We start from the raw sequence: 22,562 nt of genomic DNA, 5'->3' as shown, positions 1-22,562 counted from the left end.
CTGTGGGAGCGAGCTTGCTCGCGAAGGGGCCAGCGGCCACAGCACAAATCCTTGGGATGAACACTTTACGGATGACGGTTGCGCACTAAACCCGCAAAATGCAACGATTCCGGCAATTATCGGCGACGCTTCCACAAGATCCGTCGCTCAAGCCATCGTTCCAATCAGACTGGGCCTGCTGACTCTATGCGAATGCGCCTTATGTTACTGGGCGGCGGAAATGCCCTTGGGCAGGCGCTGATTCGCCTCGGTGCGGAGGAAGACATCGGTTTCCTCGCCCCCCGCCCGCCCGAAAACGGCTGGGATGCCGCGAGCCTGACCCAATTGCTCGACGACACCCGTCCCGATGCGTTGATCAACCTCGCCTACTATTTCGACTGGTTCCAGGCCGAGACGGTCAGCGAAATCCGTATGGCCGGGCAGGAACGCGCGATCGAGCGTCTGGCCGAATTGTGCCAGCACCACAACATCGTCCTCGTGCAGCCCTCCAGTTATCGGGTGTTCGACGGCTCGCGCGCCACCGCTTACAGCGAAAAAGATGAACCAGTGCCGCTGGGTCTGCGCGGTCAGGCGTTGTGGCGTACCGAACAGAGCGTTCGCGCGACCTGCCCGCAGCATGTGTTGCTGCGTTTCGGCTGGCTGCTCGATGACAGCGCCGACGGCACCCTCGGGCGTTTCCTCGCCCGCGCCGAGCAACCGGAAGAATTGCTGCTGGCCGATGATCGCCGTGGCAATCCGACCCCGGTCGACGACGCTGCGCGGGTGATCATCTCGGTGCTCAAGCAACTCGATTGCGCGGCGCCGCTGTGGGGCACTTATCACTACGCCGGCCATGAAGCGACCACGCCGCTGGCGCTGGGTCAGGCGATTCTGACCGAAGCGCGCAGCCTGCACGCCCTGGCCATCGAAGCGCCGACCGCTCAGGCTCACGCCGCGCGCCCGGACGCTGCCGAAGAACCGCAACACGCGGTGCTGGCCTGCAAGAAAATTCTGCACACTTTCGGGATCAAGCCGCGCGCCTGGCGTGCCGCGCTCCCGGCTTTACTGGATAGGTTTTATCGTCATGGCTGAAGGCCCTGTTTTAATCACCGGCGGCGCCGGTTTCATCGGCTCGCACCTGACTGACGCGTTGCTCGCCAAGGGCCATTCGGTGCGCATTCTCGATGACCTGTCGACCGGTAAACGCGCCAACCTGCCGCTGGACAATCCCAAGGTCGAACTGGTTGTCGGCGATGTTGCCGATGCGGCGCTGGTCGCTCAGGCGATGCAGGATTGCAGCGCCGTGGCGCATCTGGCCGCTGTGGCCTCGGTGCAGGCTTCGGTGGATGATCCGGTGAAGACGCATCAGAGCAATTTCATCGGCACGCTGAATGTCTGCGAAGCCATGCGTCAGGCCGGGGTTAAACGTGTGCTGTTCGCCTCCAGCGCGGCGGTGTACGGCAACAATGGTGAGGGTGAGTCGATTGATGAAGACACGCCGAAAGCACCGCTGACACCGTATGCCTCGGACAAATTGGCCGGTGAGCATTACTTCGATTTCTATCGCCGCCAGCACGGTCTGGAACCGGCGATTTTCCGCTTCTTCAACATCTTCGGCCCACGCCAGGATCCGTCCTCGCCGTACTCCGGGGTGATCAGCATCTTCAGTGAGCGCGCGCAGAAAGGGTTGCCGATCACCGTGTTTGGTGATGGCGAGCAGACGCGGGATTTCCTTTATGTCGAGGATCTGGTCGACGTGCTGGTGCAGGCGATTGAAAAGCCTGAAGTGGAAGCCGGCGCGGTGAATGTTGGCTGGAATCAGTCGATGAACCTCAAGCAAATGCTCGCGGCGTTGCAGACAGTGGTGGGTGAGTTGCCGCCGATTAGCTACGGGCCGGCGCGGTCGGGGGATATTCGGCATTCGCGGGCGAATAATCAGCGCTTGCTGGCGCGGTTTAAGCTGCCACCGCAGACGCCGATGAGCGTGGGGTTGGCGCGGTTGTTGGGTCGTTCCTGAGAAGAACCCCTCACCCTAGCCCTCTCCCGGAGGGAGAGGGGACTGATCGCGGTGGATAGTTGAATAACGCCGACGTGAAATACCGGGTCGAATTCAGGTTTTGAACAGCACACAAATCGGCTCCCTCTTCCTTCTTCCTGAAGGACTGATTGCGGTAGATGGTCGAGTTACGCCGACGTGAAATACCGGGTCGAGCTCAGGTTTTGAAAAACATGAAGATCGGCTCCCTTTCCCCCTCTCCCTGAGGGAGAGGGCTGGGGTGAGGGGGTTGGATTTCAGCCACCCAACAATTCCAGCAGACATGAAAAAGGCGCCCTTCAACAGGCGCCTTTTTCACGGCCGGAATGTACCGCTATCCCTTGTGGCGAGGGGATTTAACGAATCGTCTCACCGCCCCGATCAACTGCATGGCAGTCGCCTTCAGATTCAAGTCTGCCCACCACCAAGCCTCATCCACCACCACGCGAATGTTCCTTAGAACTTGTAACCCAACCCCACCATGTACACAAACGGATCGACATCCACATTCACCCGTGCCCGAGTACCCGGCGCCACTGCGTTGTTCTCCACTGTCGCGCGAGTATCGATGTCGATATAACGCACCTGGGCGTTGATCATCACCTTGTCAGTCAGCATGTAATCGGCACCGACCTGCCACGCCAGACCCCAGGAGTTTTTCGCCTTGAAGTTGCTGAAGCCTGCAGTCTGCGCTTCGCTGCCGACGTGTTCGTCATAGATCCAGGTGTAGTTGATGCCGCCGCCCACATACGGTTGGAAAGCCGACTTCGAATCCAGCGGGTAGTAGACGACGCTGAGGGTCGGCGGCAGGTGTTTCAGGGTGCCGAGTTTGCCGTTAGCTGCTGGCAGGGCCGTGTTTTTCAGCTTCACGTCATGTTCGAACGGCGAGGCCGCCAGCAACTCGATACCGATGTTGTTGGTGATCATGTAAGCGAAGTTGAGACCCAATTGGGTGTCGCTGCTCATGGTCGCCTTGCCGCCCAGGTTGGCGCCGCTCAGCGGACCCTGATCGACCTTGACGCTGGAGCTGTCGGCCTTCGGGTTGACGGTGATTGCACCGGCGCGAACGATGATGTCACCGGCATCGTGGGCGTGGGCGAGCGGGGCTGCGAGCGCGAGGGCAAACAACGAAGCGCTGAGCAAGGACTTGTTCATGGGGGCTCCAAAGGACGTTAAAAATTTCTGATGTCCTATGGTACGAAGCCAACTGATACGGTCTTTTGACGCAGCTCAATGAAACAGTGAAGTCCGCAAAAGATCGCAGCCTTCGGCAGCTCCTACAGAGAAACATGATCCCCTGTAGGAGCTGCCGAAGGCTGCGATCTTTTGATCTTGAAACTACCGGGATTTACTCCGGCAGCTCATACACATAAATCTTGTCCGCCTCCATCTGATACCCGGCATCCGCCAGCTCGCTGCTCGACGCCTTGACCTGCAACGGCCCCTCGATCCAGTACGGCTGATACAGCTCATCCAGCTTCACACCCAACTCGCTTTTCACATGCACGATCTGGTTCGACGGCGGTGGCGGCACATGGATGCACGCGCCGAAATACGGCACCAGCAAGAAGTCCGTGGTGCGCCCCTCTTCATTGACTTCCAGCGGCACGATATAGCCCGGCAACCGAATGTTCTGGCCATCGAGCGCCTGCACCACCGGCGCGTTCGGCAGATCCTGCTTCGCCGCTGGCGCTGACTCCGCCGACAGCGCATCGCTCATTTTCGACATGTCGTGCAGCGGGGTCATGTTCGGCACTTCCGGTGCGGCGTCCGGCGGGATCATTTCCGACCATGTCAGGTCTTTTGGCGCCGCGGCCCACACGGGCAGGGCAACCAGCAACAGCAGCGCAAGTACGGCGCGGGGCATGGTGAACATCCTCATAAACGGATCGACAGGCCATCGGCCAACGATTGGCGATAAGCGCGCCAGGCCGGCACGCTGCCCATCAGCAGCGCGGCCGCCAGAATGCCACCGAGCAGCGTCCATTCATACTCGCTCGGCCACGCCAGCGGCAGAAACAAACCGTAGTTGGCCTGAACGTAACCCTGCGCCGCAGCGATGCCGATGTACAGCAACGCAACGCCGGCGATCACCCCGGTCAGCGCCAGAGCGAACGCTTCCAGCACCAGCAGGCTCGCGATGTGCCACGGTCGCGCACCGACCGAACGCAGAATCGCCATCTCCCGGCGACGCTCGTTGAGGCTGGTGAGAATCGCCGTGAGCATGCCGATCAAACCGGTCAGTACGACGAACAGCGAAACCACGAACAGCGCTTTTTCAGCGGTGCTCATCAGGCTCCACAACTCCTGCAACGCCACGCCCGGCAGGATCGCCAGCATCGGCTCGCCACGGAATTCGTTGATCTCACGTTGCAGCGCAAAAGTGGAAATCTTGCTGTTGAGGCCAAGCATAAACGCGGTGATCGCTTGCGGCGTCAGATCCATGTTGCGCGCCTGATCCGCCGTGATTCGGCCATTGCCACGTGCCGGCACGCCGTTGTGCCAGTCGATGTGAATCGCCTCCATGCCACCGAGGCTGATGTGCAACGTGCGATCGACCGGCGTGCCGGTGCGCTTGAGAATGCCGACCACGGTGAACGGTTTGTCGTCGTGTTTGACCAGACTGATCGCCGCCACACCGTGGGCCAGCACCAGTTGGTCGCCGAGTTTGTAATGCAGTGCATCGGCGACTTCGGCGCCGAGCACCACTTCAAACGGATCGGTGGCAAACGCACGACCGTCGGCCAACTCCAGATGCTGCTTGCGACCGTACTGGTAGTGCTCGAAATACGCTTCGGTGGTGCCCATCACGCGGTAGCCGCGATGGGAGTCGCCGAGGGACATCGGGATCGCCCACTTCACTTTCGGGTTGTTGGCGAAGTGTTCGAAGCTGTCCCAGCGAATGTTGTTGGTCGCGTTGCCGATGCGGAACACCGAGTACAGCAATAGATTCACCGAACCGGAGCGCGCGCCGACGATCAGGTCGGTGCCGCTGATGGTGCTGGCGAAACTGGCTTTGGCTTCGGTGCGCACCCGTTCAACGGCGAGCAGCAGGCACACTGACAAGGCAATCGCGAACGCGGTGAGGAGGGCGGTAAAGCGGCGGTTGGCCAGGCTGGCCATGGCCAGACGAAACAGATACATCTCAGACCTCGGCAGACGTGGCGGCGCGATTGAGTTCGGCCAGGGACAGATGACGGTCGAACAACGGCGCCAGGCTCTGATCGTGGCTGACGAACAGCAGACTCGATCCGGCTTCGCGGCACTCGGCGAACAACAGACGAATGAAGTTTTCCCGGGCGTCGTAATCCAGCGCCGAGGTTGGCTCGTCGGCGATCACCAGTTCGGGCTGGCCGATCAATGCGCGTGCGGCGGCCACGCGTTGTTGCTGACCGATCGACAGCGAATCGGCGCGGCGGCTGAGGATGCTTTCATCCTTCAGACCCAAGTGCGCGAGCAGGGTAGCGGCGGCTTGATCAACGCTGCCGTGACGCTGTTTCGCCCGTTGCGCACGCAGTTTGGAGAAGTGGCATGGCAGCTCGACGTTCTCGCGTACCGAGAGAAACGGCAGCAAGTTGAACTGCTGAAAAATGTAGCCGGTGTGATCGACGCGGAAGGTGTCGCGGGCGCCGGCGGAGAGTTCGGTCAGTTCCTGGCCGAGCAAACGAATGCTGCCGCGATCAGGTTTCTGCACGCCGCCGAGCAGGCCGAGCAGGGTGGTTTTGCCGCTGCCGCTCGGGCCTTTGAGAAACAGGGTTTCGCCCGGTTCCAGACGAAACGCCGGGATGTCCAGCAGCGGCGGGTGACCGGGCCAACTGAAGCCCAGGTCGGACAGTTCGATGAGTGCTTGGGTCATGGCACCAATTTCATGAGGTGAACGCATTACCCCTGTGGGAGCGAGCTTGCTCGCGAAAGCGGTAGATCAGTCAATCCAGAGGCGCCTGACGAATCGCATTCGCGAGCAAGCTCGCTCGCACAAGGGTGTTTCGGTGAGGCTTAGAATTTCAGGGAGGCAGCCTTGGCCGTCACTTCAGCACCTTGCTGGCCGCTCGCGCTGATCAGTTGTACCTGAATTTTCTGGGTCGCCGGGAAGGTATTGAAGATGTTCGCCAGATCCAGTGTCTTCAACGCGCCGGGCGTTGCGCACTTGATCTGGTAGTGCGCGTGGATTTCGCTGTGGTCGTGGTGATGTTCGTGACCGTCCTTATCCGCTTCATCTTCGTCATGATCGTCGGCATCCGGTTTGTCGCCAAACAACGGACTCTCGAGTTCCTGACCGACGACTTTGCAACCGGCAGCGGCCGGCAGACTGAACAGCGCCAATGGTTTTTCCAGCTGCGCACGGGCTGCGGCGACTTTGGCTTTATCGGCATCCGTGGTCGCGAGGTGTTCGAAACCCACGAGGTTCATCGCCGGGCTTTCCAGCTCCAGCTCCAGCATCTGGCCGTCGAGCGCGGCGTTCAGGCGACCGACACCGTGCTCATGCGCGCCGAGGCTGCCGTGTTCATGATCGTGGTCGTGCTCATCGGCAGCATGGGCGACGGCCAGCGGCAACAGGGCAAACGGCAAAGCGAGCAGCAGACGGCGCATGGCGAACTCCGGGAGTAAAGTGAAAAGTTTGTTATGTAATCTTATAACGAAAGTCCGCAGAGTTTGCCCGTGCGCTTGGCGTTGCACAAGTCCCGTGGGAGCATGCAGGTCAGAAAAGTGCAGGAGCGAACTCAATGTTGCGGATACGCGGAACCGTCGGTGACCTGCCGGTGGATTTGACGGTGGAACTGGATGACAGCGACTGGGCACGGCTCGGCTCGGCCCTGAATGGGCAAGTGCAGACGGCGCAGCCTGAAGTGGCCACGTCGGCGCCAGCAGCGAAAACGCTGAATCAGGATGATGCGTTTTGGCAGGTGGCGCGGGATCTGTTGCGCAAGGCCGGGCAACTCAGCGGGCCGGATCTGCTCGATCAGCTTGAAGGGCTGACCGGCAGCGCGGTGGCGGGCAAGCGCTTGCTGGTGCGTCTGCGCCACAGTTCGGACGTGAAAGTGGTGAGTGGCGGGGATACGCCGCTTTACAGCTGGATCGAGTGAATCGCAAAAGATCGCAGCCTGCGGCAGCTCCTACAGGGATGTACACGATCCCAATGTAGGAGCTGCCGAAGGCTGCGATCTTTTGATTTTAATAAAGCGCAGCAAACATCTTCCGGCGGTAAACGCTGACCAACGGATGATCATTGCCCAGCAGCTCAAACACCTGCAGCAACGTCTTGTGCGGTAACCCTTCGGCATAATTGCGATTGCGGATAAACAGCTTGAGCATCGCCTCCAGCGCGGCTTCGTACTGTTGACGCGCCAGTTGCTGGATCGCCAGTTGATACACCGCCTCATCGTCCTGCGGATCTTTTGCCAAACGCGCTTTCAAGTCAGCCGCATCCGGCAGATCGCGCGCCAGACCGAGAAACTTGATCTGTGCCTTGGCCCCGGCCAGCGCGGCTTTGTGCTCGTCGCTTTTGACCGCATCCAGCACGGTCTGCGCTTCGCCCAGCTCACCGCGTTCAGTCAGGCAGCGCGCATAGAGAATCAGCGCTTTGGCGTTGGTGTTGTCTTCATTGAGCATCACCACCAGCGCCGCTTCGGCATCGGCATAACGGCCGTCATCGAACAACGCTTGAGCCTGTTCGAATGGATCGGCTTCGGCCGGCGGTGGCATCTGCACATGCGGCTCAAGCAGGGCACGCACGGCGGATTCCGGTTGCGCACCGGCAAAGCCGTCGACCGGTTGACCGTCCTTGAACAGCACCACGGTCGGCAGGCTGCGAATGCCGAAACGGGCGACGATGTCCTGCTCGATGTCGCAGTTGACCTTGGCCAGCAGCAACTCGCCCTGATAGCTCTCGGCAATGGTTTGCAGCATCGGCATCAGCGCCTTGCACGGCGCACACCATTCGGCCCAGAAATCCACCAGCACCGGTTTGCTGAAAGAAGCCTCGATCACCGACTGGTCGAAATCGGCCGTCGTGGCGTCGAAGATGTACGGCGTTTGCTCACTCATGGGGGATCTCGTCAAAGCGTGGATGGGGCAACTATACGGCTTGGCGGGGGGTGGCCGGAAGCGGGGCAGATCTTGGAGGTGTGTTGTCTGGCAGGGCCTCTTCGCGGGCAAGCCTTGCTCCTACAAGGATCACCGCTGACCTGTAGGAGCAAGGCTTGCCCGCGAAGCTTTTAATTAACGCCGCGCATGGTAAAGGCTGACATGCCGAAATTCCTCAGGCTCCGCGAGATCCGGCAACGTCATCGCCTCAAGCATTTCAATGCGCTGATACAACGGATGGCGAAAATCCCGCACCCGCGAATCCGCCACCAACGCCTCACGGCCACGGCTCAAAAACGCATCGAGCAACGGCAGATTCGCCCGGTCATACAACACGTCCGCCACCAGAATCAGATCAAAGCGGTCGGCCTCGGCAAAGAAATCCGTCGAATAACCCATCTCGACATCATTCAACGCGGCGTTCGCCCGGCAGGCGGAAATCGCCAGTGGATCGACATCGCACGCCACCACCTCAAGCGCTCCAGCCTTAACCGCCGCAATCCCGGCAATCCCGGAACCAGCGCCGAAATCCAGCACGCGCTTACCGTGCACCCACTCGGGAAACTCCGCCAGATAACGCGCCACCGCCAAACCGCTGGCCCAGCAGAAACCCCAGTAGGGCGGCTCATGCAGAATTCGCTGGATTTCTTCCTGGCTGAATTGGCGATCCATGTTGTCGCCATCGATCAGCCATAGCTGTAAATCAGTTTCGGGCAACGCGCAGACCTTGAGTCTGGCATCGCCGAGCAATTCACCTAACGCCTGTTGCAGGTCGAGCGGTGCCGTCATGGTGCTTTGACAAATTGCAGCTGGCCCAACGCTTGAGTAGTCGGCTGGCTGATGGTTTGCGAAGGCAAGTGCAGGATCAACTGGCCGGACTGGCTGGCGCGGCCACGCAGCTCAACCCGCGCACCGGCCGGGAAAGCGTCCGGGTTGAAGCGCAGGCGGAACGGCAGGATCTGGTTGTTGCCGATCAGGCTGGAACTGGCGAGCAATTGTTGCGGGCGATCCTTCTCGTCGATCACCAGCAACGCCAGTTCGACTTCGGCGCCGGCCGGCACGCCTTGCAGGGTGCCACTCAGTTCACGCTGATAGGCCGGCAGCGGGCCGAGCTCGGCAGCCTCTTTGGCTTTTTTCTGCGCCTGTTGTGGCGCCGGCCCCGGAGTCGGCGGCTGCGGCTTTGGAGCATCGCTGCCACAGGCCACCAGCAGGCTGAAAAGACTGAGCAAAACGAGCGGACGTAACGGCATTGGAGGCTCCGGCAAAATGAAATCCATGGATCAAACGATCATGCCGTTCTGTATACCGCAAACCCTATGGCTTGTCTTGCCACCGGGATGCGCTACCATGGCCCTCCCTTTTTTTGTTGCCAGCCACCATGCACTGTCCCTTCTGCGGTGCCAACGACACCAAGGTCATCGACTCGCGTCTGGTCGCCGAGGGCGAACAGGTGCGCCGCCGGCGTGAATGCCTGGCCTGCGGCGAGCGTTTCACGACGTTCGAGACGGCCGAACTGGTGTTACCGCGCCTGATCAAAACTGACGGCAGCCGCCAACCGTTCGACGAAGAAAAACTCCGCGCCGGCATGCAACGCGCCCTGGAGAAACGTCCGGTGAGCGTCGAGCGCCTCGAATCCTCTCTGGTTCACATCAAGCACAAACTGCGCGCCACCGGCGAGCGCGAGGTCAAATCCCTCGTGGTCGGCGAACTGGTCATGGCCGAATTGCAGAAGCTTGATGAAGTCGCCTACATCCGCTTCGCTTCGGTGTACAAGCGCTTCCAGGATCTCAACGAATTCCGCGAAGAAATCGACCGCCTCGCCCGCGAACCGGTGAAAGAATGACCACCGTCGCCGAGCAGGCCATCCTCGACGCCCACTTTATGGCGCGTGCGCTGGAACTGGCGCGCAAAGGTCACTACACCACCCATCCCAATCCTCGGGTCGGCTGTGTGGTGGTGCGCGACGGGCAGATTGTCGGCGAAGGCTGGCACGAACGCGCCGGCGAACCGCATGCCGAAGTCCACGCCCTGCGCGCCGCCGGCGAACTGGCCCGTGGCGCCACTGCTTATGTGACTTTGGAACCGTGCAGCCACCATGGCCGCACGCCGCCGTGTGCCGATGCGCTGGTGAATGCCGGGGTTGCTCGGGTGGTTGCGGCAATGCGTGACCCGAATCCGCAAGTTGCCGGACGTGGTTTGCAGCGTCTGGCCGATGCCGGCATCGCCACCGAAAGCGGTGTGCTCGAAGCCGAGGCGCGCAAGCTCAACCAGGGTTTCCTGAAACGCATGGAACACGGCTTGCCGTTCGTGCGGGTCAAGTTGGCCATGAGCCTCGACGGTCGCACCGCGATGGAGAACGGCGAGAGCCAATGGATCACCGGCCCGGCCGCGCGTTCGGCGGTGCAGCGTTTGCGCGCTCAGGCCGCCGTGGTGCTGACCGGCGCTGACACCGTGCTGGCCGATGGCGCGCGTTTAACTGTGCGCGCCGACGAGTTGGGTCTGGATGGCGAACAAACCGCGCTGGCCATGAGCCGTCCGCCGTTGCGCGTGCTGATCGACGGGCGCCTGCGCGTGCCGCTCGATGCACCGTTCTTCAAGGCCGGCCCGGCGTTGGTTGCCACTTGCATGGCGGTCGAAGAGCAATACGCCAATGGCCCGGAATGCCTGATCGTGCCGGGTGATGACGGTCAGGTCGATCTGCATCAATTGCTGATCGAACTGGCCAATCGCGGCGTCAACGAAGTGCTGGTCGAGGCTGGCCCACGTTTGGCCGGCGCCTTCGCTCAGCTCGGCCTGGTGGATGAATTCGTGATCTTCATCGCCGGCAAGTTTCTCGGCTCCACGGCGCGTCCATTGCTCGACTGGCCGCTGGCCCATATGAAGGATGCTCCCGAGCTGAAAATCAGTGAAATTCGTGCGGTGGGCGATGACTGGCGAGTCACTGCCATCCCTGTGCCATCGGCGAGCGTATAATTCCCGGCCATCGCGTTAGCGCTGGCTCAGTTCTCAAGGAGAACCCATGTTTACCGGCATCATCGAATCCATCGGCAGTATCCGCGCACTGACCCCAAAGGGCGGTGATGTGCGGGTCCACGTCGCCACCGGCAAGCTCGACTTGAGCGACGTCAAACTCGGCGACAGCATCGCGGTCAACGGCGTCTGCCTGACGGCGGTTGAGCTGCCGGGCGACGGCTTTGCCGCCGACGTCAGCCGTGAAACCCTCGACTGCACCGCCATGAATGACCTGAAAAGCGGCAGCCCGGTCAATCTGGAAAAAGCCCTGACCCCGACCACCCGTCTCGGCGGGCATCTGGTCAGCGGCCACGTCGACGGTGTCGGCGAAATCGTCGCGCGCTCCGACAATGCCCGCGCCGTGGAATTTCGCATCCGCGCGCCGAAAGAACTGGCCAAGTACATCGCCCATAAAGGCTCGATCACCGTCGACGGCACCAGCCTGACCGTGAACGAAGTCGATGGCGCCGAGTTCATGCTGACGATCATTCCGCACACCCTGAGCGAAACCATCATGGCGTCGTACAAGCCTGGGCGTCGGGTGAATCTGGAGGTCGATTTGCTGGCGCGTTATCTGGAGCGTCTGCTGCTCGGTGACAAGGCGGCAGAGCCAAGCGCTGGCGGCATCACTGAAAGCTTTCTGGCCGCCAATGGCTATCTCAAATCCTGACTCAAGGGGGTGCCTTGTGGCGCTCAATAGCATCGAAGAACTGGTTGAAGACATCCGCCAAGGCAAGATGGTCATCCTCATGGATGACGAAGACCGCGAGAACGAAGGCGACCTGATCATGGCCGCCGAATGCTGCCAGGCCGAGCACATCAACTTCATGGCCAAGCACGCCCGTGGCCTGATCTGCATGCCGATGAGCCGCGAGCGCTGCGAACTGTTGAAGCTGCCGCTGATGGCACCGCGCAACGGTTCCGGTTTCGGCACCAAGTTCACCGTTTCGATCGAAGCGGCCGAAGGCGTCACCACCGGCATCTCCGCCGCTGACCGTGCGCGCACCGTGCAAGCGGCGGCGGCCAAAGATGCCAAGGCTGAAGACATCGTCAGCCCGGGCCACATCTTCCCGCTGATGGCTCAGGCTGGCGGCACCCTCGCTCGCGCTGGCCACACCGAAGCCGCCTGCGACCTCGCGCGCATGGCCGGTTTCGAGCCGAGCGGCGTGATCTGCGAAGTGATGAACGACGACGGCACCATGTCCCGTCGCGCTGAACTGGAAGCTTTTGCTGCCGAACACAACATCAAGATCGGCACCATCGCCGACCTGATTCACTACCGGATGATCCACGAACGTACCGTTCAGCGGATTGCCGAGCAGCCACTCGACAGCGAACTGGGCCAATTCAACCTGGTGACCTATCGTGATTCGGTGGAAGGCGACGTGCACATGGCACTGACCCTGGGCACTGTTTGCGCCGAAGAACCAACGCTGGTTCGCGTGCACAACATGGATCCGCTGCGCGACCTGTTGATGGTCAAACAACCGGGCCGCTGGAGCCTGCGCGCCGCGATGGCTGCGGTTGCCGAGGCCGGCAGCGGTGTTGTTCTGTTGCTCGGTCACCCGCTCGATGGCGACGTGTTGCTGGCACATATCCGTGAAACCGGTGATCAGCCAGCACCGAAAAAACCGACCACCTACAGCATTGTCGGTGCCGGTTCGCAGATCCTGCGTGACCTTGGTGTACGCAAAATGCGCCTGATGTCTGCGCCAATGAAATTTAATGCGATATCCGGTTTCGATCTGGAAGTTGTAGAATACGTGCCCTCCGAATAATGACCGGTCGTTTCCGGCATTGTTGACATGGATTCTTGTGGTGAGGGGATTCATCCCCGACGGGCTGCGCAGCGGCCCCTGTTTTTGGGACTGCTGCGCAGTCCATCGGGGATAAATCCCCTCGCCACAGTTTGTAATCAGTCAGCAATGCGGTTTGTTCCGGCCATGTATTCGTGGCTAATATCACTGAGGGATGCGTACGAGACGCGTCCCGGCTCTTTAAGAGATCTGACGAATGACCCTGAAGACCATCGAAGGTACCTTCATCGCCCCAAAAGGCCGCTACGCTTTGGTAGTAGGCCGTTTCAACAGCTTTGTTGTTGAAAGCCTGGTCAGCGGTGCAGTTGATGCCCTGGTTCGCCACGGCGTGAGCGAAAGAGACATCACCATCATCCGCGCGCCTGGCGCCTTCGAAATCCCGCTGGTTGCGCAGAAAGTCGCTCAGAAAGGCGAGTTCGCAGCCATCATCGCCCTCGGCGCGGTCATTCGTGGCGGTACTCCGCACTTCGAATACGTGGCTGGCGAATGCACCAAGGGTCTGGCCCAGGTGTCCATGGAGTTCGGCGTACCGGTCGCGTTCGGCGTCCTGACCGTTGATTCCATCGAGCAAGCCATCGAACGTTCCGGCACCAAGGCCGGTAACAAAGGTGCCGAAGCTGCCCTGTCCGCTCTGGAAATGGTCAGCCTGCTGGCACAGTTGGAGGCCAAGTGATTAGCGACGAAAGCGATCGTTTCAACCCGCGCGAGCCGCGTCCAACCGACGCCGGCAAGCCTTCGAAAAGTGAAAAGCGCCGCGCTGCCCGTCAGTTGGCGACGCAAGCGTTGTACCAGCGCCACATGGCCGGTGCTTCGCTGAACGAAATCGAAGCGCAGTTTCGCGTCGATAACGACTTCACCTTCGCCGACCAGAGCTACTTCCACGACATCCTGCACGGTGTTCCGGCCAGTCTGACCGAGATCGACACCGCGCTGGCGCCGTGCCTGGATCTGACCATCGAAGAGCTCGACCCGGTTGAACTGTGCGTCCTGCGCCTGTCGACCTGGGAACTGCTCAAGCGCGTCGACGTGCCGTACCGCGTTGTGATCAACGAAGGCATCGAACTGGCGAAAGTCTACGGTTCCACCGACGGGCACAAGTTCGTCAACGGTGTGCTCGACAAGCTGGCCCCGCGCCTGCGTGAAGCTGAAGTGAAGGCGTTCAAGCGCTGAAACGCGCTTGATACTTCAATGGGCGAGTTTGAGCTGATCCGCAATTTCTTCGCCGCCGCGCCTTGTGCGCAGGGCGGCGAAGGCGTTGCTCTCGGGATTGGCGATGACTGCGCCTTGCTCGCTGTTCCCTCCGGGGAACAGCTGGCGATCTCTACCGATACGCTGGTGGCCGGTGTGCATTTCGCCGACCCCTGCGATCCGTTTCTGCTCGGTCAGCGCTCGCTGGCCGTTGCGGTCAGCGATCTGGCCGCCATGGGCGCCACGCCCGTTGCCTTTACCCTTGCCCTGACTGTACCGACGGTGACCGCCGATTGGCTGCAAGCCTATGCCCGCGGTTTGAACCGCATGGCGCAGAGTTGCGGCGTTGCATTGGTTGGTGGCGATACCACGCGCGGGCCGTTGAGCCTGACGGTGACTGTGTTTGGTCGCGTGCCTGCAGGTCAGGCGTTGACCCGCGGCGGCGCGCAACCGGGCGACTTGCTCTGCGTCGGCGGCGAGTTGGGCAATGCTGCCGGCGCGCTGCCGCTGGTGCTCGGTCAGCGTGATGCCGAACCTCATATCGCCCAACCGTTGCTCGATCACTACTGGTCGCCGCAACCGCAACTCGCCCTCGGTCAGGCCCTGCGCGGCAAAGCCACGTCGGCGCTGGACATCTCCGATGGCCTGCTCGCCGACTGCGGCCACATCGCGTTGGCGTCGCAGGTGCGACTTGAGATTGAACGCGAGCGCGTACCGTTGTCGGATGCTTTAGTGGCGTTTCTCGGTCAACGGGGTGCCGAGCGCGCGGCGTTGAGCGGTGGCGATGATTACGTGCTGGCGTTCACCCTGCCGTCCGTCGAGTTGTCGGCGCTGCTGGCCAATGGCTGGCCGATCCATGTGATCGGCCGCGTGGCCGAAGGGCAGGGCGTGGTGCTACTGGATCGCGAAGGGCACGACATCACCCCGCAAACCCGGGGCTATCAACATTTTCAGGAGACACCGTGACAGATCACCCGAAACAGGTTCCGGCCGAATTCGTTCCGCCGTCGGTCTGGCGCAATCCCTGGCATTTCCTCGCGTTCGGCTTCGGTTCCGGCACGCTGCCGAAAGCGCCGGGCACGTGGGGCTCGTTAGTTGCGCTACCCTTTATCCCGTTGTGGCAGATGCTGCCCGACTGGGGTTACTGGCTGATGCTCGGGATCACCATGCTGTTCGGCTTCTGGCTGTGCGGCAAAGTCGCCGACGATCTGCGGGTACACGACCACGAAGGCATCGTCTGGGACGAAATGGTCGGGATGTGGATCACTCTCTGGCTGGTGCCGGAAGGCTGGTACTGGTTGCTCGCGGGTTTTCTGGTGTTCCGCTTCTTCGACATTCTCAAGCCGTGGCCGATTCGCTGGATCGACCGGCATGTTCACGGCGGCGTCGGCATCATGCTCGACGACGTGCTGGCCGGCGTGTTCGCCTGGCTGGCCATGCAGGGACTGGTGTGGATTTTCGCCTGATCCGCGCCGTACAGGGTTAAGTGAGGACACTAGGGATGGCTCGACGCTGGCTGGCGCTGCTGATGTTGACCTTGTTGAGCACTGTCGTCAGTGCTCAGGAAGCTGTGCATGCGCCGGCGGTGATTCATCTGGCCAGCGAAGACTGGGAAGACTACACCGCCGCCGACGGCCACGGACTCGCCTGGGATGTGCTGCGCAAGGTATTTGAGCCGATCGGCGTCAAAGTCGAGATCCGCAGCGTGCCGTACACCCGCTCGATCGGTTTGGTGCAGTTGAAGGAAGTCGACGCGCTGGTCGGGTCCTATCGTGATGAAGCCGAGCAAGTGCTGTATCCGCACTGGAATTTCGATTCCGATCACATCTACGCGCTGGGTCTGGCGAGCAACCCGCCGCCGACCTTGGCGACCCTCGGCAAATACCGACTGGCCTGGGTGCGCGGTTATCGCTACGAAAACTACCTGCCGAACGTCAAACGCTACAATCAGATCGAGCGCCGCACCGGCATCCTGCCGATGCTCAAGCAGGGGCGGGCGGATTACTACATCGACGCGCTGACCGAGATCGAAGCGGTGATGCGCAGTGCGCCGGATCCGGCGCAGTATCGCTATTCACACCTGGTCGAGTTGCCGCTGTACCTCGGCTTCGCCGACACCCCGCAGGCTCGGGTCTTGATGGCGCTGTATGACCAGCGCATGGAGCAACTGGTGAAGAGCGGCGAGTTGAAGCCGATCTTCGAGAAGTGGAAACAACCCTACCCCTTCGCCACAAATCCCCTGTAGGAGCTGCGGCACGCTGCGATCTTTTGATCTTGATTCTAAAAAACAGATCAAAAGATCGCAGCCTCGTTTCACTCGACAGCTCCTACAGGGATCCATGTCGACCGGGTAGTTATCAAACTTTTTGATCGTTATCTCCGATAATTCAGCCTAAGCGCCGGTAGGAACCTGCTGTTACAATGCCGGCCTGCGAATTTTCAGACTCTTTAGATCAGGAGCACACCGGTGCCTGTCGTCTTTGTCGCCGCTTCCAAGCTGCCAACGCCTTTTGCGCAATTCACCATGCACGGTTTTCTCGATGAAGCCACCGGCCGCGAGCACGTTGTGCTGAGCCTCGGTGAATTCACCGACGGTGCCCCGGTACTCGGCCGTTTGCACTCCGAATGCCTGACCGGCGATGCCTTGTTCAGCCAGCGTTGCGACTGCGGCTCGCAACTCGAAGGCGCACTCAAAGCCATCGCTCGCGAAGGCCGAGGCGTATTGCTCTATCTGCGCCAGGAAGGTCGTGGCATCGGTCTGTTGAACAAGATTCGTGCTTACGAGTTGCAGGACGGCGGCGCCGACACCGTTGAAGCCAACGAACGTCTAGGTTTCGCCGCCGATCAGCGTGACTACGCCATGTGCCTGCCGATGCTCGAGCATCTGGGCGTGAAATCCCTGCGGCTGATGACCAACAACCCGCGCAAGGTCAAAGCCTTGACCGACATGGGCATCACCGTCGCCGAGCGCGTGCCCCTGCACACCGGCCACAACCCGCACAACAAACTCTACCTGGCGACCAAGGCCAGCAAGCTCGACCACATGATGGGCAACGAGCATCAGGGCGAGGTAGACCGGGCGTGACCCGTGGTCAGGTGCGGCGCCGATTGTCCGTCGCCTGGTGGAAATACCTCGCGCTGGCACTGGTGCCGCTGTTCGTGATCAACGCATTATTCGGCCAGAGCGACGGCATTCTGCCGGTGCTTGCGATGCCGCTGTTCATTGCCGGCGTGGCGTCGATGTTTGTCAGCCTGAAGTTTTTCGGCCGCTACAAACACGCACTGATCGCCACGCAAAAAGCCCTCGATACCCCTGAAGAACCCGGCGCGTGGATTGCCCTTGCGGCGAACCGTCGCTCGGCGTTTCTCGCGGCAGCCTTGCCAGCGTGGATCGGCGCACTGGCGGTATTCGTCGGTCTCGAAGCAGTACCGTTGATGCTGCTGGCGCTGTCCACCGCCGTGCTGTTTTATCTCTACCGCATCCCGCGTCAACTCGGCTGATGTACCGTCTCTGGCTGGCGGTTCTGCTGCTGGCCGTCAGCGGCCCGGTGCTGGCAAACCTGCGGGTGGTCAGCCTGGCGCCGTCGCTTTCTGAAATTGTCGTTGAGCTGGATTCGGCCGACCTGTTGGTCGGGGTGCTGGATGCCGGTGAACGTCCTGCGGAAATTGCCAACGTTCCGTCGGTGGGTCGTTACGGCCAGCTTGACATGGAACAGTTGCTCAGCCTTAAGCCTGATTTGTTGCTGCTCTGGCCCGGCAGCGTCGGCCCGGCACAACGTGATCAGTTGAAGCGCTTGGGCATTCCGACTTTCGTCGCCGAACCGCATTCTTTAGATCAACTCTCCACGCAGATTGAAGCCATTGCCAAGCAATTGGGCAGGCCTGAGCGTGGGGTGAAACTGGCAGCGGATCTGCGGCAAAAACTCGCGGATCTACGCCAGCGCTATCACCGGGAAGTGCCGTTGCGGGTGTTTTATCAGGTGTGGGACAAGCCGCTGTACACCGTTGGTGGCGGGCAGATCATCAGTGATGCGCTGCAAGTGTGCGGGGCGCGGAATGTGTTCAGTGATCTGACCTTGCCTGCGCCGCAAGTCAGCATCGAATCAGTGTTGCAACGTGATCCCGAAGTCATTCTGGCCAGCGACCATTCCCAGCTCAACGCCTGGAAAAACTGGCCGCAGGTCGCCGCTGTAAAGAGGGAGAACTTGCTACTAGTCACCGACAAAGGCCTCGAACGCCCAAGCGGCCAAATGATCGACGCCACCGCCAAACTCTGCCAACTCATCCAGCCGCACCGATAACCCCTGTAGGAGCTGCCGAAGGCTGCGATCTGTTGATCTTGCTTTGGGGCTGAGTCGGGATTGCCGAAGATCAAAAGATCGCAGCCTTCGGCAGCTCCTACAGGGTGTTGGGTGATATCCAGATGCGGGGTCTTAGCGGATTTCGGGTGTCCAGGTGACACCAAACATCCACATCCGACCTTCCTCGCGATAACCATACTGACCGCCGTCATAGCTGTAATTCGCTCGGCTGTAACCTTTGTCGAAAACGTTATCGACCTTCAGATCCAGCTTGATCTCACGGTTCAGCGCCCAACTGCTGCGCAGTCCAAACAATGCGTAGCCACCCAGCGATTGATTGTTGTCGCGATCGTCATAACTGCTGCTCACCGCCTGCCAGCTCGCACCGACACTGATCCGATCAAACTGCCGATCCAGATCCCAGCTCAACGTCCGCCGCGCACGACGCGCCAGGGTATGCCCGGAATCACGATCGCGCGGATCAATGATCGACACGCCCAGGTTGCTCTGCCAGTCGAACAGTTCCTGTTTCAGCGCCGCTTCAAAACCGTTGATTCGCGCCGAAGCGACGTTCTCTGGACGTGAGTTGCTGCCGAAGATAATCGCGTCTTGCAGATCTGTGCGGTAAATCGACGCTTCCAGACGGCTGCTGTCGCTCAACTGGCTGCGCCATTGCAGTTCATAGCTCTTCGACGTTTCCGGTTTCAGATCCGGGTTGCTGAAGTCCGGGTAGTACAGGTCGTTAAAGGTCGGCGCGCGGAAGCCTTCGCTATAACTCAGCAACAGATCGTTATCCGGATTCAGCGGCAGGGTGAGCGTGCCGCTCCAGGTGTTCTGGCTGCCAAATTGCTGATTGTCATCGTGGCGCAGACCGAGTTCGGTGGAGAAACTGTCCGCTTGATAACGATGCTGGATAAACGCCGCGCGGTTCCAGCGGCTGTCCTCGTCAAACGCGGTACTGCTGTTGACGCGATCTTCGTACCAGTCGCCGCCGAGGATCAGGCTGTTGCGCGCGTTCAAGGTCAGGTCGTTCTGCCAGTTCACCGAATCGCGATAGGTGTTGAACACCGTGCGCTCGTCGCTGAGTTTATCCAGGGTCTTCTCGCGGTTCTCGGTATGGCCGAACTCGACGCGGGTTTTCCAGAGGTCGTTGACCCGTGCGTCGAAGTAGCTGCTGATACTGCTGACATTGAAATCGCTGTAGGGCTGCTGCTGCACCGACTCGAAGGTGTTCATGTCGAAGCGGCCGAACGGGTTGTCGAACTCGCTCTTGCCACGGTTATCCAGCAGATTGGCGCCGATTTCGATGTCATCGGTCAGCGCATGGCTGAGGCTCAAACTAACGGACTTATTGCGGTAGGCATCGTGATCGGCATCGCTTGGATACGACTCGTGCGTACGATCAATCCCGGCGGTTTCATCAAGGCTGGCGCCGAGATTGAAGCGGGTTTTGTCATCGCCGCCGGACAAACCGAGGCTGCGTTCCCACGTCTGGTTGCTGCCGAAACCAACGTGCATGCGTGGCTGCAAACCCTGCTCAGTACCGCGTCGGGTGAAAATCTGAATCACCCCGCCAATCGCATCGCTGCCGTAAATCACCGAACGCGAACCGCGCAGCACTTCCACACGCTCGATCTGCTCGATGTTCAGATGCTGCAGATTGCTGTCGCCCGAAGTCGAGTTGCCGATGCGCTGACCATCGACCAACACCAGACTCTGCGCCGATTGCGTGCCGCGAATATAGATCCCCGGCAGACTGCCGCGCCCGCCAGTCTGCGCCACTTGCACACCCGGCACGCGACGCAGCAAGTCCGGCACGTCGCTCGGTTGCAGGCGGTCGATGTCTTCACGGGTGAACACGGTGTTGGCGGCGCTGCTGTCGTTGCGGGCTTCGACCTGGCGGTTGGCGGAGATCAACGTGTCCGGCAGCTTCAACGCCTGATCACGCTCGAAGTTATCGGCGAGGGCATTAGCGGACGGCAGCAAGAAGAAGGGCAGGGCGAGGCGCGAGAGTTTCATGGCAATCCATGGTTTGTGCAAAACCCTGTAGGAGCTGCCGAAGGCTGCGATCTTTTGATTTTGCTTTTTTGAAAGGTCTGGAGCCGCCTAGAAGCAGGATCAAAAGATCGCAGCCTTCGGCAGCTCCTACAGGGGGGAACGCTTAGCGGTTGAGTAGGGCCAGACGCTGACGAATCGACGCTTCGATCCCGGCCTCATCCAGCCCGCACTCCGCCAGCATTTGCGCAGGCTTGGCGTGTTCGACGTAGATATCCGGCAAGCCCAGATGCAGCATCGACTTGAGGATGTTCTCCCGCGCCAGGAACTCGCTGACCGCGCCACCGGCGCCGCCCATGATCGCGTTCTCTTCGATGGTCACCAGTAACTCGTGGCTGCCGGCAATCTCGCGCACCAGTTCTTCATCCAGCGGTTTGACGAAACGCATGTCGACCACGGTGGCATCCAGCTTCTCGGCGACTTTCAGCGCTTCGGTCAGTTGCACGCCAAACACCAGCAGGGCGACTTTGTTGCCCTGACGGCGGACGATGCCCTTGCCGATTTCCACCGGTTCGAGATCTTTTTCGATGGTCGCATTCGGGCCGTTTCCGCGCGGATAACGCACCGCCGCCGGGCCATTGTAGAGGTGACCGGTGGTGAGCATTTTGCGCAGTTCGTTTTCATCACTCGGGGTCATGATGACCATGCCCGGGATGCAGCGCAGGTACGACAGGTCGAAGCTGCCAGCGTGGGTCGGGCCGTCTTCGCCGACCAGACCGGCGCGGTCGATGGCGAACAGCACGTCGAGGTTCTGCACCGCAACGTCATGCACCAGTTGATCGTAACCACGCTGCAGGAACGTCGAGTAAATCGCCACCACCGGTTTCGCGCCTTCGCAGGCCATGCCGGCCGCGAACGTCACCGCGTGTTGCTCGGCAATTGCCACGTCGAAGTAGCGCAGCGGGAAGCGTTCGCTGAACGCCACCAGATCCGAGCCTTCCTTCATCGCCGGGGTGATCCCGACCAAGCGTGGATCCGCCGCCGCCATGTCGCACAACCACTCGCCGAACACCGCCGAATACTTCGGCCCGCTGGCTTGCTTCGGCGCAGCGGCCGGAGCGTCCAGTGGTTCGAGTTTGGTGATGGCGTGGTAACCGATCGGGTCGACTTCCGCCGGGGCGAAGCCTTTGCCTTTCTTGGTGACGATGTGCAGAAACTGCGGGCCTTTCAGGTCACGCATGTTGCGCAGCGTGGCGATCAGCGTTGGCAGGTCATGGCCGTCAATCGGGCCGATGTAGTTCCAGCCCAGCTCTTCGAACAGGGTGCCGGGAACCAGCATGCCTTTGGCGTATTCTTCGGTACGACGGGCGATTTCCCAGGCGCCGGGCAGGCGCGACAGGACTTTCTTGCTGCCTTCACGCATGCTCGCGTAAGTGCGGCTGGACAGGATCTTCGCCAGATAATTGGACAGACCGCCGACGTTGCGCGAGATCGACATGTCGTTGTCGTTGAGGATCACCAGCATGTTGGCGTTGACTTCCGGCGCGTGGTTCAGCGCCTCGAACGCCATGCCGGCGGTCAACGCGCCGTCGCCGATCACCGCGATCGCCTTGCGATCACTGTTTTGCAGGCGGGCGGCAATCGCCATGCCCAGCGCTGCGCTGATCGAGGTGCTGGAGTGACCAACGCCAAAGGTGTCGTACTCGCTCTCGGCACGGCGCGGGAAGGCAGCGATGCCGTCCTTCTGACGCAGGGTGCCCATGCGCTCGCGGCGACCGGTGAGGATCTTGTGCGGATAAGCCTGATGACCGACGTCCCACAGCAACCGGTCGTCCGGCGTGTCGAAGACGTAATGCAGCGCGATGGTCAGCTCGATCACGCCCAGGCCGGCGCCGAAATGCCCACCGGTCTGACCGACCGTGTAGAGCAATTCCAGGCGCAACTCATCGGCCAGGGTTTCCAGCTCGGCTTCGCCTAACCGGCGCAGGCCGTCCGGCGTATTCGCGCGGTCGAGCAGGGGCGTGGTCGGGCGCTTGCGGGGAATCTCATGAAACGTCGTGGGCATCAGGCGAATCGTTATAGGTATAAAAGATGCGGCAGTTTACCTGATGCATCGCCCCCTGCCCACGCGTTGGTATTTTTTGGCTGCTC

25 protein-coding genes are annotated in these 22,562 nt (G+C 60.8%); 15 read left to right on the top strand and 10 right to left on the bottom strand.

Features of this window, described 5'->3' with window-relative positions:
* Window positions 1–186: 186 nt before the first annotated feature.
* Window positions 187–1,071: a sugar nucleotide-binding protein gene (locus tag AD669_RS23995; RefSeq protein ID WP_053124275.1), complete on the top strand. Its 885-nt coding sequence runs from the start codon at window positions 187–189 to the stop codon at window positions 1,069–1,071.
* A complete protein-coding gene (locus AD669_RS23990; protein ID WP_053124273.1) occupies window positions 1,064–1,996 on the top strand; it encodes an NAD-dependent epimerase/dehydratase family protein in 933 nt (310 codons plus the stop codon). The genes AD669_RS23995 and AD669_RS23990 overlap by 8 nt, the downstream gene beginning before the upstream one ends.
* Window positions 1,997–2,470: 474 nt before the next feature.
* On the opposite strand, the gene AD669_RS23985 is transcribed toward AD669_RS23990, so the two are convergent.
* From AD669_RS23985 to AD669_RS23965, 5 genes are all read right to left on the bottom strand, one after another.
* Window positions 2,471–3,169 (bottom strand): OmpW family protein, encoded by a 699-nt coding sequence (locus AD669_RS23985; RefSeq protein WP_053124272.1) that lies wholly within the window; start codon window positions 3,167–3,169, stop codon window positions 2,471–2,473.
* Window positions 3,170–3,362: 193 nt separating this feature from the next.
* Window positions 3,363–3,881 carry a DUF3299 domain-containing protein gene (locus tag AD669_RS23980; protein WP_053124335.1) on the bottom strand — a complete coding sequence of 173 codons (519 nt, stop codon included), beginning with the start codon at window positions 3,879–3,881 and terminating at the stop codon, window positions 3,363–3,365.
* Between the two features lie 11 nt (window positions 3,882–3,892).
* Complete coding sequence (locus tag AD669_RS23975; RefSeq protein WP_053124270.1) at window positions 3,893–5,158, bottom strand: ABC transporter permease; 1,266 nt, start codon at window positions 5,156–5,158, stop codon at window positions 3,893–3,895.
* A gap of 1 nt (window position 5,159) precedes the next feature.
* On the bottom strand, window positions 5,160–5,870 hold the full coding sequence (locus AD669_RS23970; RefSeq protein WP_053124268.1) for an ABC transporter ATP-binding protein: 711 nt from the start codon (window positions 5,868–5,870) through the stop codon (window positions 5,160–5,162).
* A gap of 140 nt (window positions 5,871–6,010) precedes the next feature.
* Complete coding sequence (locus AD669_RS23965; protein ID WP_053124266.1) at window positions 6,011–6,604, bottom strand: DUF2796 domain-containing protein; 594 nt, start codon at window positions 6,602–6,604, stop codon at window positions 6,011–6,013.
* Between the two features lie 134 nt (window positions 6,605–6,738).
* Here AD669_RS23965 and AD669_RS23960 point away from each other — a divergent pair, with 134 nt between their 5' ends.
* Window positions 6,739–7,098, top strand: coding sequence for a hypothetical protein (locus AD669_RS23960; protein ID WP_053124264.1), 360 nt, complete (start codon window positions 6,739–6,741; stop codon window positions 7,096–7,098).
* Between the two features lie 88 nt (window positions 7,099–7,186).
* Here the strand turns inward: AD669_RS23960 and trxA are convergent, their stop codons facing one another.
* From trxA to AD669_RS23945, 3 genes are all read right to left on the bottom strand, one after another.
* Window positions 7,187–8,059 (bottom strand): thioredoxin, encoded by an 873-nt coding sequence (trxA, locus tag AD669_RS23955; protein WP_053124262.1) that lies wholly within the window; start codon window positions 8,057–8,059, stop codon window positions 7,187–7,189.
* Window positions 8,060–8,233: 174 nt separating this feature from the next.
* Window positions 8,234–8,887, bottom strand: coding sequence for a methyltransferase (locus tag AD669_RS23950; RefSeq protein ID WP_053124261.1), 654 nt, complete (start codon window positions 8,885–8,887; stop codon window positions 8,234–8,236).
* Window positions 8,884–9,348 (bottom strand): YbaY family lipoprotein, encoded by a 465-nt coding sequence (locus AD669_RS23945; RefSeq protein WP_053124259.1) that lies wholly within the window; start codon window positions 9,346–9,348, stop codon window positions 8,884–8,886. Before AD669_RS23945 ends, AD669_RS23950 begins: the two co-directional genes overlap by 4 nt.
* A 128-nt stretch (window positions 9,349–9,476) precedes the next feature.
* Here AD669_RS23945 and nrdR point away from each other — a divergent pair, with 128 nt between their 5' ends.
* The 12 genes from nrdR (at window position 9,477) to AD669_RS23885 (ending at window position 18,416) form a co-directional block, all read left to right on the top strand.
* On the top strand, window positions 9,477–9,941 hold the full coding sequence (nrdR, locus tag AD669_RS23940) for a transcriptional regulator NrdR (RefSeq protein WP_007910946.1): 465 nt from the start codon (window positions 9,477–9,479) through the stop codon (window positions 9,939–9,941).
* Window positions 9,938–11,071, top strand: a complete 1,134-nt coding sequence (ribD, locus tag AD669_RS23935) for a bifunctional diaminohydroxyphosphoribosylaminopyrimidine deaminase/5-amino-6-(5-phosphoribosylamino)uracil reductase RibD (protein ID WP_053124257.1) — start codon at window positions 9,938–9,940, stop codon at window positions 11,069–11,071. The genes nrdR and ribD overlap by 4 nt, the downstream gene beginning before the upstream one ends.
* 46 nt (window positions 11,072–11,117) lie before the next feature.
* A complete protein-coding gene (locus AD669_RS23930; protein WP_053124256.1) occupies window positions 11,118–11,780 on the top strand; it encodes a riboflavin synthase in 663 nt (220 codons plus the stop codon).
* Between the two features lie 16 nt (window positions 11,781–11,796).
* Complete coding sequence (gene ribBA / locus AD669_RS23925) at window positions 11,797–12,888, top strand: bifunctional 3,4-dihydroxy-2-butanone-4-phosphate synthase/GTP cyclohydrolase II (RefSeq protein WP_008081846.1); 1,092 nt, start codon at window positions 11,797–11,799, stop codon at window positions 12,886–12,888.
* Window positions 12,889–13,123: 235 nt separating this feature from the next.
* Window positions 13,124–13,600, top strand: a complete 477-nt coding sequence (gene ribE / locus AD669_RS23920; protein WP_053124254.1) for a 6,7-dimethyl-8-ribityllumazine synthase — start codon at window positions 13,124–13,126, stop codon at window positions 13,598–13,600.
* Window positions 13,597–14,097, top strand: coding sequence for a transcription antitermination factor NusB (nusB, locus tag AD669_RS23915; RefSeq protein WP_053124252.1), 501 nt, complete (start codon window positions 13,597–13,599; stop codon window positions 14,095–14,097). The genes ribE and nusB overlap by 4 nt, the downstream gene beginning before the upstream one ends.
* 18 nt (window positions 14,098–14,115) lie before the next feature.
* A complete protein-coding gene (gene thiL, locus AD669_RS23910) occupies window positions 14,116–15,081 on the top strand; it encodes a thiamine-phosphate kinase (protein ID WP_053124250.1) in 966 nt (321 codons plus the stop codon).
* A complete protein-coding gene (locus AD669_RS23905; protein WP_007910933.1) occupies window positions 15,078–15,581 on the top strand; it encodes a phosphatidylglycerophosphatase A in 504 nt (167 codons plus the stop codon). The genes thiL and AD669_RS23905 overlap by 4 nt, the downstream gene beginning before the upstream one ends.
* Window positions 15,582–15,616: 35 nt before the next feature.
* Window positions 15,617–16,360, top strand: coding sequence for an ABC transporter substrate-binding protein (locus AD669_RS23900; RefSeq protein ID WP_053124248.1), 744 nt, complete (start codon window positions 15,617–15,619; stop codon window positions 16,358–16,360).
* A gap of 222 nt (window positions 16,361–16,582) precedes the next feature.
* A complete protein-coding gene (gene ribA, locus AD669_RS23895; protein WP_053124247.1) occupies window positions 16,583–17,200 on the top strand; it encodes a GTP cyclohydrolase II in 618 nt (205 codons plus the stop codon).
* Entirely contained in the window at window positions 17,197–17,616 is a 420-nt protein-coding gene (locus AD669_RS23890) for a hypothetical protein (protein ID WP_053124245.1), read from the top strand. Before ribA ends, AD669_RS23890 begins: the two co-directional genes overlap by 4 nt.
* The gene (locus AD669_RS23885; protein WP_053124243.1) at window positions 17,616–18,416 is read left to right on the top strand and encodes a cobalamin-binding protein; all 801 of its coding nucleotides are present in this window, start codon (window positions 17,616–17,618) and stop codon (window positions 18,414–18,416) included. The genes AD669_RS23890 and AD669_RS23885 overlap by 1 nt, the downstream gene beginning before the upstream one ends.
* A gap of 132 nt (window positions 18,417–18,548) precedes the next feature.
* Here AD669_RS23885 and AD669_RS23880 read toward each other — a convergent pair whose 3' ends face one another.
* Together AD669_RS23880 and dxs are read right to left on the bottom strand one after the other, a co-directional pair.
* Entirely contained in the window at window positions 18,549–20,435 is a 1,887-nt protein-coding gene (locus tag AD669_RS23880; protein ID WP_053124241.1) for a TonB-dependent receptor domain-containing protein, read from the bottom strand.
* Between the two features lie 142 nt (window positions 20,436–20,577).
* On the bottom strand, window positions 20,578–22,476 hold the full coding sequence (gene dxs, locus AD669_RS23875; protein ID WP_053124238.1) for a 1-deoxy-D-xylulose-5-phosphate synthase: 1,899 nt from the start codon (window positions 22,474–22,476) through the stop codon (window positions 20,578–20,580).
* Window positions 22,477–22,562 lie beyond the last annotated feature (86 nt).

It is taken from the genome of Pseudomonas sp. P1.31 (genome assembly GCF_001269815.1).
Taxonomy (GTDB): Bacteria; Pseudomonadota; Gammaproteobacteria; order Pseudomonadales; family Pseudomonadaceae; genus Aquipseudomonas; species Aquipseudomonas rustica.
Note: the sequence above shows the minus strand (reverse complement) of the source record. Positions and strands in the feature narration are given on the sequence as shown.

What these genes read in the sequence shown, in the direction of transcription:
- AD669_RS23995 (WP_053124275.1), top strand. Translation starts at nt 187, where the DNA reads ATGCGAATGCGCCTTATGTTACTGGGCGGCGGAAATGCCCTTGGGCAG.
- AD669_RS23990 (WP_053124273.1), top strand. Translation starts at nt 1,064, where the DNA reads ATGGCTGAAGGCCCTGTTTTAATCACCGGCGGCGCCGGTTTCATCGGC.
- AD669_RS23985 (WP_053124272.1), bottom strand. Translation starts at nt 3,169, where the DNA reads ATGAACAAGTCCTTGCTCAGCGCTTCGTTGTTTGCCCTCGCGCTCGCA.
- AD669_RS23980 (WP_053124335.1), bottom strand. Translation starts at nt 3,881, where the DNA reads ATGCCCCGCGCCGTACTTGCGCTGCTGTTGCTGGTTGCCCTGCCCGTG.
- AD669_RS23975 (WP_053124270.1), bottom strand. Translation starts at nt 5,158, where the DNA reads ATGTATCTGTTTCGTCTGGCCATGGCCAGCCTGGCCAACCGCCGCTTT.
- AD669_RS23970 (WP_053124268.1), bottom strand. Translation starts at nt 5,870, where the DNA reads ATGACCCAAGCACTCATCGAACTGTCCGACCTGGGCTTCAGTTGGCCC.
- AD669_RS23965 (WP_053124266.1), bottom strand. Translation starts at nt 6,604, where the DNA reads ATGCGCCGTCTGCTGCTCGCTTTGCCGTTTGCCCTGTTGCCGCTGGCC.
- AD669_RS23960 (WP_053124264.1), top strand. Translation starts at nt 6,739, where the DNA reads ATGTTGCGGATACGCGGAACCGTCGGTGACCTGCCGGTGGATTTGACG.
- trxA (WP_053124262.1), bottom strand. Translation starts at nt 8,059, where the DNA reads ATGAGTGAGCAAACGCCGTACATCTTCGACGCCACGACGGCCGATTTC.
- AD669_RS23950 (WP_053124261.1), bottom strand. Translation starts at nt 8,887, where the DNA reads ATGACGGCACCGCTCGACCTGCAACAGGCGTTAGGTGAATTGCTCGGC.
- AD669_RS23945 (WP_053124259.1), bottom strand. Translation starts at nt 9,348, where the DNA reads ATGCCGTTACGTCCGCTCGTTTTGCTCAGTCTTTTCAGCCTGCTGGTG.
- nrdR (WP_007910946.1), top strand. Translation starts at nt 9,477, where the DNA reads ATGCACTGTCCCTTCTGCGGTGCCAACGACACCAAGGTCATCGACTCG.
- ribD (WP_053124257.1), top strand. Translation starts at nt 9,938, where the DNA reads ATGACCACCGTCGCCGAGCAGGCCATCCTCGACGCCCACTTTATGGCG.
- AD669_RS23930 (WP_053124256.1), top strand. Translation starts at nt 11,118, where the DNA reads ATGTTTACCGGCATCATCGAATCCATCGGCAGTATCCGCGCACTGACC.
- ribE (WP_053124254.1), top strand. Translation starts at nt 13,124, where the DNA reads ATGACCCTGAAGACCATCGAAGGTACCTTCATCGCCCCAAAAGGCCGC.
- thiL (WP_053124250.1), top strand. Translation starts at nt 14,116, where the DNA reads ATGGGCGAGTTTGAGCTGATCCGCAATTTCTTCGCCGCCGCGCCTTGT.
- AD669_RS23900 (WP_053124248.1), top strand. Translation starts at nt 15,617, where the DNA reads ATGGCTCGACGCTGGCTGGCGCTGCTGATGTTGACCTTGTTGAGCACT.
- AD669_RS23885 (WP_053124243.1), top strand. Translation starts at nt 17,616, where the DNA reads ATGTACCGTCTCTGGCTGGCGGTTCTGCTGCTGGCCGTCAGCGGCCCG.
- AD669_RS23880 (WP_053124241.1), bottom strand. Translation starts at nt 20,435, where the DNA reads ATGAAACTCTCGCGCCTCGCCCTGCCCTTCTTCTTGCTGCCGTCCGCT.
- dxs (WP_053124238.1), bottom strand. Translation starts at nt 22,476, where the DNA reads ATGCCCACGACGTTTCATGAGATTCCCCGCAAGCGCCCGACCACGCCC.